The sequence below is a fragment of the Anaerolineales bacterium genome, from assembly GCA_019637755.1.
In the GTDB taxonomy this organism is placed as follows: domain Bacteria; phylum Chloroflexota; class Anaerolineae; order Anaerolineales; family UBA11579; genus JAMCZK01.
In genome coordinates this window covers 403,022-420,720 of sequence record JAHBVC010000002.1, presented here as the reverse complement: position 1 = coordinate 420,720, position 17,699 = coordinate 403,022, and the positions used below count along the sequence as shown (strand labels likewise).

The window sequence follows — 17,699 nt, the reverse complement described above, 5'->3', positions numbered from 1 at the left end:
GGTCAGGCGAGCTCGCTCACCAGTTTGCCTTCGTGCATACGCAGCACACGATCCGCCAGACGCGCATTCTCCAGGTTATGGGTGGCCATGATCAAGTTCTTGCCCGCCTGGCGCGTGAGCTGTTCCAGCAGCGCCATGATCTGCGTGCCGGTCTCTTCGTCGAGGTTGCCGGTGGGCTCGTCGGCCAGCACCAGCAGCGGATCGTGCGCCAGGGCGCGGGCGATGGCCACGCGCTGCTGCTCGCCGCCGGAGAGCCGGTCAGGGAAGGTGCTGGCACGTTCGGCCAGCCCCACCTGGGCCAGCAGCTCCTGCGCGCGCGCCTGCGCCTGCTTGAGCGACGTGCCACGCAGCTCGGCCGGCAGGGTGACGTTCTCCAGCACGGTCAGGGTGGGCAGCAAGTTGAAGAATTGGAAGACGAAGCCGATGTGATTGCGGCGGAACAGGGTGCGCTGGGTCTCATCCATCGTCACCAGATTTTGGCCCTGCACCCAGATCTCGCCGCTATCCGCCAGGTCGATCCCGCTGATCAAATTCAGGAAGGTGCTCTTGCCGCTGCCCGAGGCGCCCAGCAGGGCCACGAACTCGCCGGCTTGGATGCTCAGGCTGACCTGGCGCAGGATCGGGCGCAACTGGCCGGCTTCCTGGTAACTTTTGGAAAGATCACGAATATCGAGAATCGGGCGGGACGCGGACATGGCACCTCATTTGTTAATAATATCACAATCAAATCCGCGTTGGTTGATGCGGGTAAAATGGGGCCGACGTATTCGTAGCTCATCCCTCGCCAAAGGCAATTGATCATCTAGGAAGGTGCTCGCGCATGACCAGCACAACGATAGACCCCTCGCGCTCCGAATCCCTGGTGGAGAAGTTGGAGACCATTATCCAAACGCTGCCGCCCGGCCAGGTCACCCTGGCCAAGATCATCGACATCATTGGTAACGACAGTTTGATGCTGATCACTATCTTCCTGTCGTTGGTCTTTCTGATCCCGGTCTCGATCCCGGGCGTAAGCACCGTCTTCGGCAGCGGCATTTTGCTGATTGGCCTCTCTTTGCTGTTCAGCAATAAGCTGTACATGCCAAAGAAAATCCAAGAGCGCCCGATCGCCAGCGAAAAGCTGGTCAAGGGCATGCGCGGCGCGCTCGCCTGGCTGCGCCGCCTGGAAAAGATCAGCAAGCCCGGGCGCATTCCCTGGCTGGCCACGCGCGCCACGCTGCTCAACAAGCTGGCCTATATTCTGGCGGCGGTGCTGCTGATGATGCCATTTGGCTTTGTGCCGTTTAGCAACACCCTGCCGGCCATCGCCTTGATCTTCTTTGCGATTGGCGCTATTCAAAAGGATGGGCTGAGTATCTTGTTCGGCCACCTGATGAACATCGTCACCATCATCTATTTTGGGGCGCTGATCGCCGCTGGCGGTTGGACGATCCTGGAAGTATTGCAGAAGATGCGCGGCGGCTAACCCAACTTCTTCCTGTCATTGCTTCGTGCGGCTACGCCGCTCTCGCAATGACAACTTGCGTATAAAAAAGCGCCGCAATTGCGGCGCTTTTTTGTTGTGTTCTCTTGGTCTTGCGAGCCAGCGGATCTGCTGGGGGATCGCTTCGTGCGGCTACTTTAGCGTGCTGGCGATCTCGCGCGCTTTACGGATCATCTGATTGGTGTAGCCCCATTCGTTGTCGTACCAGGCGAAGATCTTCACCAGGTTGCCATCGACCACCTTGGTCATCTGCATGTCGATAATGCAGGCATGCGGGTCGCCCACGATGTCAGAGGAAACGATCTCGTCATTGGTCACGCGGATGATGCCCTTGTAGCGCCCGTTGGCTTCGTCTGTGAGGATCTTGTTGATCTCCTCGGCGCTGGTGTTCTTCTCGGTCAGCATCACGATGTCAGACACCGAGCCGACCGGCACGGGCACGCGCAGCGCCACGCCGTCAAACTTACCCTTGTATTGCGGCAGCGCCAGCGTAGTGGCTTTGGCCGCGCCGGTGGAGGCGGGCACGATGTTGACTGCGGCGGCGCGGCCGCGGCGCAGATCGCCACCCTTGCCGCCCGGGCCGTCTACCAGGCCCTGGCCGGCGGTGTAGCCGTGCACCGTGGTCATGATCGCCTTCTGGATGCCCAGATGGCGGCCGATGACCTCGACCACCGGGGTGAGCGAGTTGGTGGTGCAGCTGGCGCAGGAGATGATGTTGGCATCCTCGTCAGAGGTGTTGACGCCAAACACCACCGTGGGCACATCCGTGCTCTTGGTGGGGGCGGAGATGATCACATACTTAGCACCGGCTTCGATGTGCTTGATCGCATCGACCTTTTCGGTGAAGCGGCCAGTGCTCTCGATCACAATGTCTACGCCCAGGTCCTTCCAGGGCAAGGCGGCCGGGTCCTTCTCGCTGAAGAATTTGAAACTCTGCTGGTCCACATGCAGGCTATCGCCTTCGGCGCGCACATCCTCGCCGTAGCGGCCGTAGACCGAGTCGTACTTGATCAGATAGGCGATGTTCTCCGGAGAGGCGATGTCGTTGACCGCCACCAACTCCAGATTGTCTTCCTCCAGTGCCAGGCGCAGCGCGGCGCGGCCGATGCGTCCCAACCCGTTGATTGCGATACGTGCCATAGTGCTTCCTCCGAATAGAGCTAAATGTTCAGTGAATTTAAGGCCATTATAGTGTGCTTTGCCCGCGGCTGAGAGTGAGCAGTGACCGCTGAGTGAGGTGACGTTTGCACTGAAGTTGAAGTGAACAGTGAACAGGGAGCGGTGAGCAGGGAGCAGGGAAACGGTGAGCAGTGAACAGGGAAACGGTGAACAGTGAACAGGGAGCGGTGAACAGTGAGCAGGGAACGGTGAACAGTGAACAGGGAGCGGTGAATAGGGTAGCAATTACGGGCAGTGCCTGCCATGACCCTAAATGGCACCTTAGCGTCCTGTATCCACGCGTGGCAGCAAACTACGCGCCCCGTTCACTGATTACTGATTACTGATTACTGATTACTGCTGACTTGGCTGCCCTGCTATTCCATCATGGAATAGAGTCGTGCTATACTGCGGCGATGGCCGCCCCCGTTCCTGACGAAACCATTCTCGGCATTCTGGCCGCCGAGCCGCAGCACGGCTACCAACTGCTGGCGCGCTTCACATCGCGGGCCGAGCTGGGGCGGGTGTGGACCCTGAGCACCAGCCAGCTCTACGCGGTGCTCAAGCGCCTGGAGGCCGAAGGCCTGCTGCGCGGCAAGCAGGTGCTGGGCGGCGATGCACCGCCCCGCCGCCAATACACCCTCACCGCCGCCGGGCGCCGCCGGCTGGATGCCTGGCTGGAGACCCCGCAGCTCTCCGCCAGCGTGCGCCAGGTGCGCGTGCAGTTCATCAGCCGCCTGTACGTGGCGCGCCTGCTTGGCCGCCCCACCGAGGCGTTGGTGGACGCGCAGCGCAGGGTATGTGAGCAGCAGTTGCGCCAGTTGCAGGCCGCGCACCAGGCGGCTCCTGAGATGGAGGCGCTGGTGCTCGATTTTGTCATCGGCCAGTTGCACGCCGTGATCGCCTGGTTGGATACCTGCCAGGAACGTCTGGCAGAAATTACCCCGCTCTAGGAACTCCCAAGGAGACATATGAAAACGCAACGATTGATAGAGCCTTTGCTGGCGCTGGCTCTGTTGTTGGCCGCCTGTGGCGCCCCGGCGCCGGCCGCCACCGCCGCGGTGGCCCAGCCCACTGCCGAAGCGCTGAGCGTCAGCGAAGTTCCCGTAGTGACCACGGAGCTGGTGGTGATGGCCGCCAGCTCGCTGACCGATGCTTTCAACGAGATCGCCGATGTGTTCGAGGCGGCTCACCCGGGAGTGGAGGTGCTGCCCAACTACGCCAGCTCCTCCTCGTTAGCCACTCAACTGGTGGAAGGCGCCCCGGCGGATGTGTTCGCTTCGGCCAATAACACCCAGATGGGCGTAGTGGCGGAAGCGCAGCGCCTGCAAGGCGAGGCAACCACTTTCCTCACCAACCGCCTCACCATCATCGCGCCCGCGGATAACCCGGCGGGCATCGCGAGCTATGCCGATCTGGCCAAGGCCGGCCTGGCGCTGATCCTGGCCGCGCCGGATGTGCCCGTGCGCGAATACAGCAACCAGGCCATCGCCCTGATGGGCGATGCGGCCTGGCAAGCGGCGGTATTCGCCAACCTGGTGTCTGAAGAGCCCAATGTGCGCCAGGTGGCCACTAAGATCTCGCTGGGTGAGGGCGATGCCGGCATTGTCTACACCTCTGACGTCACGCCCGATATTGCCGGCAGCGTGCTGCAGATCCCCATTCCCGATGAGATGAATGTGATCGCCAGCTACCCGATCGCGGTGGTGGAAGGTGCCCCGGCGGGCGATGTAGCCCAGGCGTTTGTTGATTTTGTGCTCGGCGCCGAAGGCCAGGCGATCCTGGCCAAGTGGGGCTTTGGCCCACGGCCCTAAGGTTGCAAAGATAAAAAAAGAGCCGGCGTAGCCGGCTCTTTTTTTATTGGTTTGTCTTCTTCCAACGCAGCGTGAGCTGCTCGCGCTGGCCAAACAAGGCGACATGGCGGTTGAGCGAACGCGTCAGCACCCATAGGCCCAGCCAGTTGGGCGTGGTGATGCGCAGGCGCAGCGCCGGCCCGTGTACCTCGGCGTCCAGTCGCCCGCGTTTGAACTGCACCCAGCCGCGCCGGGCGTCATATTCCGCCGGGATATGACGCTGGTAATGGTGGACAAGCCGCTTCAGGAAGCCGCTTGGGTCTTTGGGTCGGATAATGGCTTCTTGTGTTTTCACAACGGTTTCCATGATAATGCCAGGCTAGAGTTCCGTTACTCGGCGAAGCCGAGTAGGAACTCTCTAAAGCCCAACATAAAACGCCCGGAGGGCGTTTTATGTTGGGCAATGCCCCTACTGCGATTCGAACGCAGGCTCCTGCCTCCGGAGGGCAGTGCTCTATCCACTGAGCTATAGGGGCGCTCATCGATGCAACGGGCGCATTTTATCATGCGCAAGTTTCTTGCGCACTCCTGCCGTATAATACCGGCGGCCGCCAGTCGTTTGCCATCACAGTGGGTTTAAAGGAGAATGCCATCAGTCGTTCCCCTCTGACTGATGGCATGGGATGGGCTGGCCCGTAACGTGGTTCGTGGCCCTGTTATACGGCTGGCCGGTATTTCTTTGAATAGTCTCTTTGTTGTTTTGCTGTAAACATTTGTACTGTTGGACGACTAGGGGAAGTGAGCGCAAAAAATGGACACTGAAGCAAAGCGCACTGTTCGGGTTGCTGTATTAGAAGACCATCTCTCCACCGTGGATGGCTACGCCTATCGTTTTCAGGATCACCCGCATGTAGAACTGGTGGCCTCCGCCAGCCGAGGCGACCAACTCTTCGCCATGTTGGCCGAGCATCCCATCGATGTGCTCATTCTGGATGCCTCGGTGCCCATGACGGATAGCCTGCAGGCGCCCTATCCGCTGTTCAGCGATATCCCCAAAATTCTTGCGCAGTATCCTAAGTTGGCCATCCTGCTCATCTCGGGCCACAAGCACCCCGCCTTCATTCGCTCGGTGATGGCTGCCGGCGCCAAGGGCTACATCGTCAAAAGCGATGCCGCCGCCACGCAACGGCTGGCCGAGATCGTGACGTTGCTGGCGGGCGGCGGGGTGTATCTCTCGCAGCTTTCGGTGGATGCGCTGGCCGAACCGCCCGGCGCCGAAGGCGAGATCGAGATGCTTACCGAGCGCCAGCGCGAGGTACTCTCGTTGTGCGCGGCCTACCCAGGCATGACCACCAAGCAAATTGCCGAGAAGTTGGGCATTGCGCACCCTACCGTGCGCACCATGCTCTCGCTGAGCTATCGCCGCTTGCGCGTCAACAACATGGCTGCGGCGATCCTCAAGGCGCGTGAGCTGGGGCTGATCACGCCACTCGATGACGGCTATCCATTTACGCCGTAGGCTGCAACGAAGCGAACAAGTGCTCCACCGGGGCGATGGCGTGCTCCAGGATCTGTTGCAGCGGCCGCGGGTTGGCTAGCGCCATCTCGCCCAGCAGCGCCAGCAAGGCCTGCTGGCGACTGAGCAGCTCATTGATGCAATAGCTGATCGCTCCGCTGCTCACCAGGATGCTTTGCGCCTCATGCAACGCGGCCGGGTCGCTCACCTGATTGCGCAGCAGCAGAAAGCGCTCGCGCTGCGGGTGCGGCACCAGCTCGGCGAAGAGCAACGGCAGCGGGGCGCGGCCTTGCAACCAGTCCACATTGGCCGGCTCGGCCAGGCAATCGTTCAGATCGTCATGAATTTGCATGATCTCGCCGAACACTGCGCCAAACTGGCGCAGTTGCTGGTTGAGCGCCAGATCGGCGCCGCCGTACAGCGCCCCCAGCTCCAGCCCCGAGGCGAAGTAGGGCGAGCTCTTGGCGCGTGCCACGGCCCAGTAGCTCTCTTCGCTGTGCTGGTTCTGCACATCCAGGTCCTGCCCGTAGGCTGTGCCACCGAGGATGTGCGCGAAGGCCAGGCTGGCTTGGCGCGGGTGCGGGCAGGGGTGTAGCTCCAGCATCTGCTGGCCCAGGCTGTTCAGCCCGGCGGCCAGGTTGGCCGCCCGCCCGGCGCCCAGCTTGCGGTACTCGCCGCGCGGATCTTCATCTAGAATGTCGTCAATCAAAATAATGCCAATATGGGCGCAGGTGATAGCGGCCACAGGCGCCAGCGCCTGGTTGGCCTCGGCGCCAGCGGCCAGGCAGCCGGCGATCGGAAAATCCCAGGCGATCGGGCGCACATTAAGGGCGCGTTCGATCACGCTGGCGAGCAGCGGCCACTGCTGCACAGCAGGCTGGCGCAGCAGTTCATGAATGGCGGCGGTATACACGGTATCCATTGGTCTCTCCCACAGGTGGATTTATTTGAAGGTGGGGCTGGCCAACTGGCCAGCCCCGAGGTCGGTAGCCTACTTGGCTTCCTTCCACATATCCCATTCCCATTCATTGCGCACTGCCTGCACCTGCTCCAGGCTGGCCTGGGCCACGCGCTGCAGGGCCTCAACTTCCTTGATCGTGCTGGAAGAGTCGCTGATGTTTGAGTAAAATGCTTGCATAGACATGGTAAGTTTCCTTTCTTGACGAAAAACGGTTGAGTAAGTGGCTTTACCTGAGAATTGCTTCGGCCTTTACATAGGCATCACCTCCCCGATGTAGCAAGTTATGCGCTCTTCTGGCCTTTATCGTGTCCTAACCCAGTTCCTGCTTCCGGCATTGGTTTTGCTTGTCTTGCTGGTCTATACCTACGCGCGTTTCTTTGTCATTCCGTATCTCGGATTTCAGTATTTCGGCACGGGAGAGGTGCGCGCGCTCTTTACGCCTGCCGCGGCCGAGCAAATTCATCTTGGCGATTTCATTCTCGAAGCCAATGGCGTGCCCTTCGAAGACTACGATCAGAGCCTGACAACCAATTGGTTTGAAGGGGTTTCACGTGGCGATCGGATCCAGTTGCGGCTGATGGACGCCCAGGGCGAGCATGCTGCCGAGCTGGTATCCCCGGGCTTCAATCTGCCTGAATTTGTTTCACGCTTGATCAATACATGGTGGCTTAGCTACGCCTTCTGGGTAGCTGGGACGATCATGTTCTTCCATTTGCGGCCTGTAGATGTACGCCGCAATCTATTAGTCGCCTTCAGCTATCTCACGGCAATCTGGTTCATGGCTGGCAGCATCTCAGGCAGTACGGTGTATTACTCCGCAGTAGTACTGCGCGTTGGTATCTGGCTGAGCCTGCCGGTGTATCTACACTTGCACTGGCATTTCCCCAAACCCTTCCGCAAGTTGCCGGCGCTGCTGTGGTGGGCGTTGTACGCGCTGGGCATCGCCATGGCGATGCTCTCTGCCTTGCAAATTGCGCCAGCGGGCATCTATGGCGTTGCGCTGCTGCTAGCCGTGCTGGGCAGCTTACTGCTGCTGCTGATCCGCTTGGTACGCCAGCCGGAGCAGCGCCGCGAAGTCGGCATTCTGCTGCTGGCCGTGGTGATCAGCCTGGTGCCAGTAATGTTGCTCTCCTGGGCAAATGCGATCGGCGTGCTGGCCAACCTCAGCGGTGGCGTGGTGATCTCGCTGATCATCTGGCCAGGCGCTTACTTGTATGTGGTCTACCGGCGCCAATTGGGTGGCTTGGAGCTACGCGCCAACCGCCTGATCTCGTTCTATCTGTTCTTCGTGCTGTTGTTCATCATCGCGTTGGTGCTGGTGCCGCTGCTCTCGCCGTACTTGCAAAGCCCTGAGCAGGTGGCGGCTTCGATCTTGATCACCGGCTTGCTGGTCTCGCTCTTCAATGTGTATGCCTTTGAGCGCTTCCAACGCTTTGTGGAGCGCAAGCTGCTGCACATTCCCATGCCACCGGAGCGTTTGCAACACAGCTTTGCCGGCAAGCTCTCCACCAGCTTCACGCGCCAAAATCTGGCGGAGATCGTGCAGCAGCAGGTGTTGCCCAGCCTGCTGATCCGCCAGTCTGCCCTGCTGCACCTGGGCTCGGCTCACCCGGCGCGCCAAGTGGTGTATCTGCAAGGGGTTGACACAAGCCAGGTTCCCGATAGCGCCACGATCGCCGCGCTGCTGGCAGCAGGTGGCCAGCAGGACCCCGAAGGCACTTGGGTGCAGTTGGCCATCCCCATGCATGTATCTAACCGTCCGGTAGGCTTGTGGCTGCTGGGGCGCAAAGACCCTGATGACTACTATTCCTATGCAGAGCGGCGCCTGTTGCAATCCCTGGCTGACCAAATGGCGATCGCCCTGATCAACATTGAGCAAGCCGATAACTTGCGCGCCCTGCATCAAAGAAGCATTGATGATGTTGAAGCACGCCGCGCCTTCATGGCGCGCGAGCTGCATGACGATGTGCTGGCAGGCATCAACGAGCTGGTTAGCCTCGGCGGCCAGCCTGAGCAGGCCGCCCGCCTACAGCAGCACCATGAAGCATTGAGTGACCGCGTGCGCCAACTGATCTACCGCCTGCGCCCCGCCATGCTCGATTACGGGCTCTACCGCGCCTTGATCGAGCTGGTGGATGTGCTCAGCCGTGATAAGCCCCAGGTGCAAGTTTCGCTGCTGTTGCCGGAGAGTGACCAATGCCTACGAAGAGCAGGTGGCCCAACACGCTTACCGCATCGTGCAACTGGCCGCTGAAAACGTCTTCAAACACGCCCAAGCCCAGTTCCTGACCATTAGCGGCCAGTTGGAGCCGGATTGTATCGACCTGCTGGTCGAAGACGATGGCCGCGGCTTTGACGCCCAAGGCGCCCAACTGACCGATCTGCTGCGCGCCCAGCACTACGGCCTGGCCAGCATGAGCGAGCGCGCCGCCCTGATCGGCGCCGAGCTTTCGATCGAATCGCAGCCGGGCGCCGGCACGCAGGTGCGCTTGGTGTGGCGTAAATCCTGAGCTATTCCGTTGTTAACGTGACGCAGACATTTGTACTGTGCGCTGCTGTCACGATACTGGGCCTTGGCTGGGGAGACTATGTCAGAACTGTGCGCTTCTATGCGCGCCAGGAAATAAAAAAACGCAGGCCATTGGCCTGCGTTTTTAGCTAGCTAGAAGGGGGTGAAGCCTAGCGCGGGATGATGACGACTTTGCGGCGCGGCTCTTCGCCGATGCTCTCGGTGGTTACGTCGCTGTTTTCGCGCAGCGCCAGGTGCACGATGCGGCGCTCCGAGGCGCTCATCGGCTCCAGCGTCTGGCGGCGGCCAGTGCTGACTGCCTGCTTGGCCATCTTATCGGCCAGCTTGCGCAGATTCTCGTCGCGGCGCACGCGGTAGCCCGAAATATCGATGATGATGTGGGCGGCCTGGCCTACTTCTTTGCCTACGATCAGGCGGGTGATCAGTTGCAGGGCGTTCATCGTCTCAGCCTGGCGCCCGATCAGGAAGCCCAAATCGCCACCTTGGATGTCTACCAGCACCGGCGCGGCGAGCTCAGGTTCATCCGGCGTGCCCATGCTCACGCTCACCTCGGCGCGCACGCTCATGTGCTCCAGCAGGGTCTGCACGGTGGCCTTGGTGATGGCCAGCAGGTTCTCGGTTTCTTCGCTGCTCAGCGGGGCGCTGGGGCTGGCCGCCGGGCGGCTGGGGCGCGGCGCGGCCGGTGGGGTGGTGGCCAGGCCTTCGCGTACGATCAGGCGCACACGCGCCTGGCGGCCGCCCAGGCCCAGAAAGCCCGTACCGCCCTCGTCCAGCACCTCTACGTCTACTTGCGTATCTTCCAACCCCAGCTCGGCCAGGCCTTTTTCAATGGCCTCATGCACGGTGGGGGCGATCACTTCAAGATTTGTACGATGTTCCATTCAGATACCTACCCGAATTCTAACTCACTTAGCAGCAGCGGCCGTCACCGGGCGGCGTTTCATCACCCATGCCTGGGCAATGCCGAAGAGATTGCTGATCACATAGTAGATCGACAAGCCGGAAGGGAAGACCATCGAGATGTAGCCCATCATCAACGGCATGGTCAGGCTCATCGAGCGCGCCATTTGGGCGCTCTGGTCGTTCGGGTCGGCCGAGGCCGGGGTCATCAGCTTGCTTTGCAGCCAGGTGGTAACCACCACGATAATGGTCAGCACCGGGATGGCAAACGGCAGGAAATCGACATGCAGGCGCTCCGGCTGGGAGAGATCCATCCACAGGAAGCTACTGTTCAACGGCATTAGCGCTGCCGCGTTGGGCAGGGCGATGCCACGCGCAAACTGCAGCAACGCCAGCGGGGCGGCGGCCAGCGAACGCTGGATCGACCAGTACATGGCGATCAGCAGCGGGAACTGGATCAGCGAAGGCAGGCAGGAGCTGAACGGGCTGATACCCTTCTCCTGGTAGAACTTCATCTGTTCCTGGGCCAGCTTCTCGCGGTTGCCCTTGTACTTGGCCTGCATCTGCTTCCAGCGCGGGTCGTTCTGCAACTCCTGCGTCATACGCGCGCTCTTCAACTGTGAAACCGAGAGCGGGTAGGTGAGCAGCTTGATCAGCAGCGTAAAGACGATGATCGCCAGGCCGAAGTTATGCCCGAGGATATCGTAGAGAAAGACGAGTACGTTGGTGAAGGGGACAATGATGATATCTAACATAGCGGTCCTATTGCTCCTGCGGGTAGGCCCACACGCGAGTGCCGCTTTCGTTCACGGCGACCAGGGTGGTCGTGTTATTGTGCTGGCCAACCAGGATCAGATCGCCAGCGGCGACCGCCGAGCCATACAGCTCAGTGCCGAAATCCTGATTCCACACGATCGCACCTTGCGGCGTCAGCGAGATCACGCTCCCGGCCTCATTGAGGATATAGATGTGATCGTTGAGCACCAGCGGGGTGCCGGTGATCGAGCCGCCGGTTTCCACGTGCCAGTTCTCGGCGCCAGTGGCCGGGTCAAGCGAGTACAGGAAACCGCTCAGGTCACCCACCAGTAGCTGGCCATCGTACACGGCAGGGGTGCCCCATACCCAGCCATCCGTGGCGGCGCGCCACAGCACTTCACCGCTGCTGGCGTCAAGTGCCAGCACTTCACTGTTGAAGCTGCCAATGTATAGCACGCCTTGGTGCAGCAGCGGGCCGGAGACCAGCGTGCCGCCGGTATCGGTGGACCATTGCTCTTCGCCGGTTTGGGCATCCAGCGCGTACAGGAAATGATTCAACGAGCTGGTGAATACCAGCCCATCGGCGCTCACCGGGGTGCCCCACAGCGGCTGGTTGGTGCTGAAGCTCCACAGCAGCGCGCCTTCGCCGTTGAGCGCATACAGGCGATGGTCGGCGTTGGCGGCGAAGATCTGCTCGCCGCTCACCAGCGGGCTGGCGACGAACTTGCTGCCCGCGCCCGTAAAGCTCCACAGGCTGGTGCCATTGGCGCTGTTCAACGCGTACAGGGTCTGGTTGTAGCCGCTGACGTACAGCGTGTCACCCACCACCACGGGGTCAGCGAAAACGCTGAAGTTCTTGTCGTTCTCGCTGGGGTGTTCCCATACCGGGGTGCCACTTTGGCTGTTCAGCGCGGTGACCTTGTTCTGGTAGGCCAGGTAGACGCGGTCATTGGCGGCGTCTACGGCCAGGCCCGGCCAGGAGAGTGGCGGCACGGTGCCGCAGGCCGTGAGCGCCAGGCTCAGCAGCCCCAGGAATGCAAGCTTAAGTAAGGTGTTTTTTTTCATGCCTCTTCCGTTTATGGCACCGGGTCGAAACCGGTGGATTTATTGAATGGGTTGCAACGCAGAATGCGGTTGAAGCCCAGCAGGCCGCCTTTGGCCGCGCCGTATTTGTAGATCGCCTGATAGGTGTAGTGCGAACAGGTGGGATAAAAGCGGCAGGTGTTGGGCGGCAGAGTGCGCGACCAGGTGGCCTGATAGATGCGGATGGGGATCAGCAGCAGAAAGCGCGGCAGGTTGGCCAGAGTGCGCGGCAACTCACGCAGCGCCGGATCGGGCTGTTCGTGAATTTCGGCATGGCTGTGGGTGTGGGTTGCATCCATATTCATAATAGTTTCGCGCGTTGCAGTTGGCGCTGCAACACCGCCTGCGCCTCGCGGCTGTTGGCGGCCAAGACGCCCGGGCGGGCGATCAAGATCACATCATATCCGGGCGCCAGGGCGCCCAGCAAGGGCTGGATGGCGGCGCGCAGCACGCGCTTGGCGCGGTTACGCTGCACGGCGCCGCCCACGCGGCGCCCGGCCATCACGCCCACGCGCACCTGCGGCAGGGGGCTGGCCAGCACCACAAGCACAACAAACGGGTGCGGGTATGACTTTCCCAGTCGCCGCACCCGTTTGAATTCGGCTGGTTTGCGGAGGCGAAATCCTCGCTTCACCGATAATCAAAGGCCTGCTCTCGCCATCGAGGCGTGGGCGTTAAGCCACGCGCTCAGGCGTTCCAGTCTACCTTTTTGACGTGGTTGTTGGCCTTCACCGTCAATTTCTTGCGGCCCTTCAGGCGGCGGCGCTTCAGCACATCCTGCCCGGAGGCGCTGGACATACGCTTGCGAAAGCCGTGCACGCGCACGCGGCGGCGCTTCTTGGGCTGATAGGTTCTCTTGGGCATCTTCTTTCCTTGCGTTTAATTCAGTCTAGTAACGAGGGCAGATTATACCCGTACTTTGCGGCAAAGTTGCATAGGTTACAGTTTGCACTATAATGCCCCTACGTTCATTTTTTGGAGGATTGCATGACTGTTGGAGAAAGCCACTCATCCGAGGGTGGCCTGCAGGCCACTGACGTATTCGTGAGTCTCTTCGCCGCTGGCGCCATCGCTGGGGTGGTGTGGGCCGTCGTCTTCGGCCTGTTTAGCGGTGCCGCCTATGGGTTGGAGTACTTCCAGGTAGCCCTGCCGCAGATCGCCCAGGATGGGCTGAGCATCGCCCGCGATGTCTTGCCCTGGCTGGCGGCGATCCCGGCGGCGTGGTTCGGCTACCAGTTCATTATCCGCCTGCCGTAAACTTACTCTTCGTCTTCGGGAGCAATTTGGCCAGGCTGGAGCACCTCCAGCACTTCGCCACGGTGGTTGACGCGGATTTTGAAACCGCTCATCCCCAGGTAGGTGCGGCTGGCCTCAGGGAGCCCTTGGGCCAACACCTGGTCAAATTGCTCATCCACATTCTTTAGCTGATTCAAAATAGCGGCCTGGGTGAAAATATCGTCCTGGCCCATCATCTGCGCCGCTTGCTTGCTGAGCTCTTCTTCGTGCCCGCTGAGCATGCCGGCCATTTGCTGCAGCACGTGCCGGTCGATCGCTTCGCTGGGCACATGGTGCATAAACCCCTGGTCGTTGATCACATAGAAGGCTTCTTCGCCCACCAGGGTATCGGTCACCGCCTGGTCGTGCTCATCCACCACCAAGCCGCTGAACAGTGCGTGTTTGGACATGCTCTAATCCTACCCGCGCAGTGTTAGCGCGATATAAGCATTAATAATGTACGCGCACTACGGTGCCCACGCTGGCCCAGCTGTACATCCAACGTGCATCGTCGATCGACATATTGACGCAGCCGGCGCTCATCGGCGTGCCGAAGTTGTTGTGCCACCAGGTGCCGTGAATGCCATAGTCGCCCTGGAAGTACATCACCCAGGGCACATCGCGGATGTAATAGCCCGGGCCAGACATATCCTGCATGCGCACCTTGATCCATATCTTGAAGGTGCCGGTGACGGTGGGCGTGGCCGGCCGCCCGCTGGAGATCACAAAGCGGTTGACCAGCAGGCTGCCTTCGTACGCTTCCAGCGTCTGGTCGCTCAGGTTGACGTCGATCCAGCGCTCGTTGACGCCGATGCCACTGGGCAGCTCCACAAAGTGCTTTTCCAATTGGCTGGTATCTGCCCCCAGTGTGGCGGTGGCCGTGGGGCTGGGCGTTGCCGTGGGCGTGGGCGTGGAGGTGGCCGAGGGCGTCAGCGTGGCGCTGGCAGTGAATGTGGCACTGGCGGTGAAGGTAGCACTGGCCGTGGGGCTGCTGGTAGCGGTGGGGCTGCTGGTGGCCGTAGGGCTGGCCAGCAAGCTATCCAACCCTTGTGCCGCCGCGGCGCCCACAAAGCGTAGCCCATCACCCAGGCCGGGCGGCTGCAGCCAGGCGAACAGGGCGAGCGCCATCAGCACTGCGCCGCAGGCCAGCAGCAGCCAGGTACGCGGGCGCCCGGCGGGCGGCGCGGCCGCCGCGGCGGGTGCTGCGGCGCTACGCGTGTGTGCCCACTGCAGTGCTTTGCGCGCCCGCGTGGAGCGCGGGTTGATGCGCAGCGCTTCCTGCAGATAGCCCAGGCTGGCGGCCGGCGTGGCCATCGCCGCCAGCAGCAGCCAGGGCTCCTCTTGCTGCGGGGCCAGCGCGGCGGCGCGGCGCGCCATGCGGCGCGCTTCCGCCTTGCGTCCGGCGGCCAGGGCGGCGCGCGCCTCCACGCACAGGGCGTGCCAGGCGGCCGCGGCCATTAGTTGCCCTCCGGGGAGACGGCGCTTTCGTTATAGATGTAGCACAGAACGCCTTGCGCTACACCTTCGGCGACCACATCTGAGTTTTGCGTAAGCACTTGCCGGTCGAGATTGAGGAAACCGGTTTCGATAATGGCGGCCGTGGTCTCGTGGTGGATCTCATTGAAGGTGTGGTAATTGCTCATATGCGCGGTAACGCTGCCCAAGTGGTAGCGCAGCCCGGTGGCTTGCTGGTAGCGATTGCTCAGGCAGGCCACCAGGCGTTGCGTCTTGGCCTGGTCGCTGGTGAGCGAGGCTGCCACTTTAAACCCGGTGGCGTTATCGTCAATATATTCGCAGGTATCCGCATGCAGCGAAACCAGCACCAGCGCCTGATAGCCTTCTAACTTGTCGTCAAATTCCTGCAGCAGGTCAACGTCAAAGCCGGCATCGGTAAGCTTCTGCGCCGCGCGCGTGGCAATATCCAAATTGACTTCAACTTCGGTCAGGCCGTCGGAGCACACCGCGCCTGAATCGGAGCCCCAGTGTCCGGCCACGATGCCCACCACCGGGCGCGGCCGCGGTGTGGGCGTGGGGAAGTTGCTGGCGGCGCCTGAGTTGCCGCTGAGCTGCGCGCTGAACCATTCGCTCAGCCCGGCCGGCAGCAGGCCTAGCGGGGTAAAGGCGGTGAACAGGGTTGCCAGGATGGCACTCACCGCCAGAATGCTGCTGAGCTGGCCCAGCACGTTCATGCTGGCGCGGCGCACGCGCTGCGGGCTGCGCCGCGGCGCTTCGGGGGTGGGCTCTTGCGTCACCATAACGAAATCCATGCTACCCCGAAACGCGTGCGTCTCCAATAGGATTTTGGCGCTGGCATGTGAATTGCAACCCAGACGCCGAACCCGCAGGGTTACAATGCCTGCATGCAACAACAGACGCAACCCGAGGCCATCTTTCGCCCCGATGCGGCTCAACTGCGCGAAGTGCTGCGCTTTTGGACCACGGGCGTAACCATTGTTTCCGCCGCACACCAGGGCCGCCGCCACGGTATGACGGTGAACTCCTTCACCTCCCTGTCACTCGAGCCGCCCTTGGTATCCATCTCGCTGGAAAAGGTCACCCGCACGCACGAACTGGTCAGCCAGGTGGGGCGCTTTGGCGTCAGCCTGCTCAGGGCCAGCCAGCAGGAGCTCTCCAACCGCTTTGCCGGCCGTGAGAGCGAGCAGCAAGACCGCTTCGCCGATGTAGCGACTTTTACGTTGGAGACGGGCAGCCCGCTGCTGCAAGAGGCACTGGCCTACTTTGATTGCCGCGTGGCCGTGACCCATGATGCCGGCACGCACACGATCTTTATCAGCGAGGTGTTGGCCGCCGGCGCGCCGCAAGGCGCCGCAGGCGAGCAGCCACTGGTGTATTTCAATCGTGGCTATCGGAAGATTGGCTGATTAATCGGTTAATCACTACATCGACTAATCGGAAACGGATTGTCGTCTGGTTAGTCGATTAGTTGATTAGTCGACTGGGTTTGACTAACTGACCAGTCGACTGGGTTTGACTAGCTGGCTAGCTGATTAACTACGGCCCCCAGCGCAGATCGTGCCCAAAATCCACCAGCACTTGCAAGGGCTGGCCGTCGCTGGCCGCCAGCACGATCGGGCCGGCGCTGCCGGTGGCGTTCTGCACCACCAGCGCCAGGCTGCCATCGGCCGCCCACAGCGCCTCGCGGATGGTGAAGGCATCATCGCGTAGCTGGCTGCGCGCCCCCACGCCGTCGGCCGCGGCACGCACCATATACAGCGGCAGATCGGTCTGCGGTGGCTCGACGGCGCTGGCGTAGAAGTATTGCAAGTTGCCGTTGGGCAGTTGTAGCGGCCAGGCGATGAAGGGGTACGCTTCGCCGCTGTGCGTTTCCACCAGGGCCACCCCTTCCCCGGTGGTGGTGTCAAAGCGCCATAGGCCCGGCTCCATCAAGCCGAGCAGTTGGCTGGCCAGCAAAACACTGCGGCTATCCGGCGCCCAACTGGCCTGGCAGCACAGGCTGCCCTCGCTGGCCAGACGAGTGAACTGGTGACTGCTCGCATCCCAAACGCCCAGCCCGCTACCTTGCGGGCCGGCCACCGCCACCAGCAATTGCAAGCCAGAGGGCGCCCAGGCTACCGGGCTGTACACCACCTGGGCATCCTCACCCTCACCCGCCGAGCCGCTTTGGTTTTCCAGCACGCGCAGGGCATTGCCGCTGGCCAGATCGAACAGCCACAGCCCGCCCTGGGCGTAGGCCAGCGTGGCGCCGTTGGGCGCCAGGCGCGGGCTGCGCACGGCTTGCTGGGTGGCGAAATCAGCGGCGTCTTCATCGGCGCTGGCGTTATCCACCAGCAGGCGCGGCGCCTCATCTTGAATATGCAAATAGATCCGGTTGCCAATGCGGAAAACGAGCTGCCCGTTGGGGGCTACGTCAAACTCGTCGATACTGGCCTCGCCGCCGGTGATCGCTTGCAGCGTGCGGCCATCTGCATCCAGGCGCCAGATGGCTTGCAGGCCCTCGCCGCGCGTGCTCAGGAAGTACAGCGCCTGCGGCAGCAGGCGCGGCGCCGCCGTGGGCGCGGGCGTGGCGCTGGGCTGCGGCGTGGGTGTGGGAGGCTGGCCTGGCGTGCCCGGGTAGGTGCACGCTGCCAGCAGCAAAAGCAGAAGGAGCCAGGATCGTATGCGCATAGGGTAGGAAACAAATTACGGAGAGAATCGTTTAGTTAACATGCCTAGTTTAACAAATGCCCAGGGGCACTGCTGGCTGCGCCCTATGCTAGAATCGC

Annotated in this window: 23 protein-coding genes and 1 tRNA gene; 8 read left to right on the top strand and 16 right to left on the bottom strand. The window is 61.6% G+C overall.

Features of this window, described 5'->3' with window-relative positions:
• Positions 1 to 2: 2 nt before the first annotated feature.
• Positions 3 to 695 (bottom strand): ABC transporter ATP-binding protein, encoded by a 693-nt coding sequence (locus tag KF821_09985; GenBank protein ID MBX3006137.1) that lies wholly within the window; start codon positions 693 to 695, stop codon positions 3 to 5.
• A 125-nt stretch (positions 696 to 820) separates the two neighbouring features.
• Here KF821_09985 and KF821_09980 point away from each other — a divergent pair, with 125 nt between their 5' ends.
• A complete protein-coding gene (locus KF821_09980; GenBank protein MBX3006136.1) occupies positions 821 to 1,465 on the top strand; it encodes an exopolysaccharide biosynthesis protein in 645 nt (214 codons plus the stop codon).
• 150 nt (positions 1,466 to 1,615) lie between these two features.
• Here KF821_09980 and gap read toward each other — a convergent pair whose 3' ends face one another.
• Complete coding sequence (gene gap / locus KF821_09975; GenBank protein MBX3006135.1) at positions 1,616 to 2,623, bottom strand: type I glyceraldehyde-3-phosphate dehydrogenase; 1,008 nt, start codon at positions 2,621 to 2,623, stop codon at positions 1,616 to 1,618.
• A 434-nt stretch (positions 2,624 to 3,057) separates the two neighbouring features.
• Between gap and KF821_09970 the strand changes: the two genes are divergently transcribed.
• Together KF821_09970 and modA are read left to right on the top strand one after the other, a co-directional pair.
• A complete protein-coding gene (locus KF821_09970) occupies positions 3,058 to 3,594 on the top strand; it encodes a PadR family transcriptional regulator (GenBank protein MBX3006134.1) in 537 nt (178 codons plus the stop codon).
• 18 nt (positions 3,595 to 3,612) lie between these two features.
• Complete coding sequence (gene modA, locus KF821_09965; protein MBX3006133.1) at positions 3,613 to 4,455, top strand: molybdate ABC transporter substrate-binding protein; 843 nt, start codon at positions 3,613 to 3,615, stop codon at positions 4,453 to 4,455.
• Between the two features lie 43 nt (positions 4,456 to 4,498).
• Here the strand turns inward: modA and KF821_09960 are convergent, their stop codons facing one another.
• Complete coding sequence (locus KF821_09960; protein ID MBX3006132.1) at positions 4,499 to 4,789, bottom strand: DUF2218 domain-containing protein; 291 nt, start codon at positions 4,787 to 4,789, stop codon at positions 4,499 to 4,501.
• 109 nt (positions 4,790 to 4,898) lie between these two features.
• Positions 4,899 to 4,970 (bottom strand) — tRNA-Arg (locus KF821_09955).
• Between the two features lie 275 nt (positions 4,971 to 5,245).
• On the opposite strand from KF821_09955, the gene KF821_09950 reads away from it, so the two are divergent.
• The gene (locus tag KF821_09950; GenBank protein ID MBX3006131.1) at positions 5,246 to 5,953 is read left to right on the top strand and encodes a response regulator transcription factor; all 708 of its coding nucleotides are present in this window, start codon (positions 5,246 to 5,248) and stop codon (positions 5,951 to 5,953) included.
• Here KF821_09950 and KF821_09945 read toward each other — a convergent pair.
• Together KF821_09945 and KF821_09940 are read right to left on the bottom strand one after the other, a co-directional pair.
• Positions 5,943 to 6,872 carry a polyprenyl synthetase family protein gene (locus KF821_09945; protein MBX3006130.1) on the bottom strand — a complete coding sequence of 310 codons (930 nt, stop codon included), beginning with the start codon at positions 6,870 to 6,872 and terminating at the stop codon, positions 5,943 to 5,945. The two genes, KF821_09950 and KF821_09945, sit on opposite strands and share 11 nt — an antisense overlap.
• 69 nt (positions 6,873 to 6,941) lie before the next feature.
• On the bottom strand, positions 6,942 to 7,094 hold the full coding sequence (locus KF821_09940; GenBank protein MBX3006129.1) for a hypothetical protein: 153 nt from the start codon (positions 7,092 to 7,094) through the stop codon (positions 6,942 to 6,944).
• A 238-nt stretch (positions 7,095 to 7,332) separates the two neighbouring features.
• Here KF821_09940 and KF821_09935 point away from each other — a divergent pair, with 238 nt between their 5' ends.
• Positions 7,333 to 9,165, top strand: a complete 1,833-nt coding sequence (locus KF821_09935) for a hypothetical protein (protein ID MBX3006128.1) — start codon at positions 7,333 to 7,335, stop codon at positions 9,163 to 9,165.
• A complete protein-coding gene (locus KF821_09930) occupies positions 9,101 to 9,421 on the top strand; it encodes a hypothetical protein (protein MBX3006127.1) in 321 nt (106 codons plus the stop codon). The genes KF821_09935 and KF821_09930 overlap by 65 nt, the downstream gene beginning before the upstream one ends.
• 169 nt (positions 9,422 to 9,590) lie before the next feature.
• On the opposite strand, the gene KF821_09925 is transcribed toward KF821_09930, so the two are convergent.
• From KF821_09925 to rpmH, 6 genes are all read right to left on the bottom strand, one after another.
• On the bottom strand, positions 9,591 to 10,322 hold the full coding sequence (locus tag KF821_09925; protein ID MBX3006126.1) for a Jag N-terminal domain-containing protein: 732 nt from the start codon (positions 10,320 to 10,322) through the stop codon (positions 9,591 to 9,593).
• A gap of 24 nt (positions 10,323 to 10,346) precedes the next feature.
• Positions 10,347 to 11,096: a membrane protein insertase YidC gene (locus KF821_09920; protein MBX3006125.1), complete on the bottom strand. Its 750-nt coding sequence runs from the start codon at positions 11,094 to 11,096 to the stop codon at positions 10,347 to 10,349.
• 7 nt (positions 11,097 to 11,103) lie between these two features.
• Positions 11,104 to 12,162 (bottom strand): PQQ-binding-like beta-propeller repeat protein, encoded by a 1,059-nt coding sequence (locus KF821_09915; GenBank protein ID MBX3006124.1) that lies wholly within the window; start codon positions 12,160 to 12,162, stop codon positions 11,104 to 11,106.
• Between the two features lie 11 nt (positions 12,163 to 12,173).
• On the bottom strand, positions 12,174 to 12,479 hold the full coding sequence (yidD, locus tag KF821_09910; GenBank protein ID MBX3006123.1) for a membrane protein insertion efficiency factor YidD: 306 nt from the start codon (positions 12,477 to 12,479) through the stop codon (positions 12,174 to 12,176).
• Between the two features lie 2 nt (positions 12,480 to 12,481).
• Positions 12,482 to 12,769 carry a ribonuclease P protein component gene (gene rnpA, locus KF821_09905; protein MBX3006122.1) on the bottom strand — a complete coding sequence of 96 codons (288 nt, stop codon included), beginning with the start codon at positions 12,767 to 12,769 and terminating at the stop codon, positions 12,482 to 12,484.
• Positions 12,770 to 12,867: 98 nt separating this feature from the next.
• Positions 12,868 to 13,044, bottom strand: coding sequence for a 50S ribosomal protein L34 (gene rpmH / locus KF821_09900; GenBank protein MBX3006121.1), 177 nt, complete (start codon positions 13,042 to 13,044; stop codon positions 12,868 to 12,870).
• Between the two features lie 123 nt (positions 13,045 to 13,167).
• On the opposite strand from rpmH, the gene KF821_09895 reads away from it, so the two are divergent.
• On the top strand, positions 13,168 to 13,437 hold the full coding sequence (locus KF821_09895; GenBank protein MBX3006120.1) for a hypothetical protein: 270 nt from the start codon (positions 13,168 to 13,170) through the stop codon (positions 13,435 to 13,437).
• A gap of 2 nt (positions 13,438 to 13,439) precedes the next feature.
• Here the strand turns inward: KF821_09895 and KF821_09890 are convergent, their stop codons facing one another.
• From KF821_09890 to KF821_09880, 3 genes are read right to left on the bottom strand one after another with little or no spacing between them, the layout of a single operon-like run.
• Positions 13,440 to 13,865, bottom strand: a complete 426-nt coding sequence (locus KF821_09890) for a hypothetical protein (protein ID MBX3006119.1) — start codon at positions 13,863 to 13,865, stop codon at positions 13,440 to 13,442.
• 40 nt (positions 13,866 to 13,905) lie between these two features.
• Complete coding sequence (locus tag KF821_09885) at positions 13,906 to 14,913, bottom strand: L,D-transpeptidase (protein MBX3006118.1); 1,008 nt, start codon at positions 14,911 to 14,913, stop codon at positions 13,906 to 13,908.
• Positions 14,913 to 15,710, bottom strand: coding sequence for an N-acetylmuramoyl-L-alanine amidase (locus KF821_09880; GenBank protein ID MBX3006117.1), 798 nt, complete (start codon positions 15,708 to 15,710; stop codon positions 14,913 to 14,915). The genes KF821_09885 and KF821_09880 overlap by 1 nt, the downstream gene beginning before the upstream one ends.
• A gap of 105 nt (positions 15,711 to 15,815) precedes the next feature.
• Here KF821_09880 and KF821_09875 point away from each other — a divergent pair, with 105 nt between their 5' ends.
• Entirely contained in the window at positions 15,816 to 16,337 is a 522-nt protein-coding gene (locus KF821_09875) for a flavin reductase (GenBank protein ID MBX3006116.1), read from the top strand.
• A 130-nt stretch (positions 16,338 to 16,467) separates the two neighbouring features.
• Here the strand turns inward: KF821_09875 and KF821_09870 are convergent, their stop codons facing one another.
• A complete protein-coding gene (locus tag KF821_09870; protein ID MBX3006115.1) occupies positions 16,468 to 17,601 on the bottom strand; it encodes a hypothetical protein in 1,134 nt (377 codons plus the stop codon).
• Between the last annotated feature and the right edge of the window lie 98 nt (positions 17,602 to 17,699).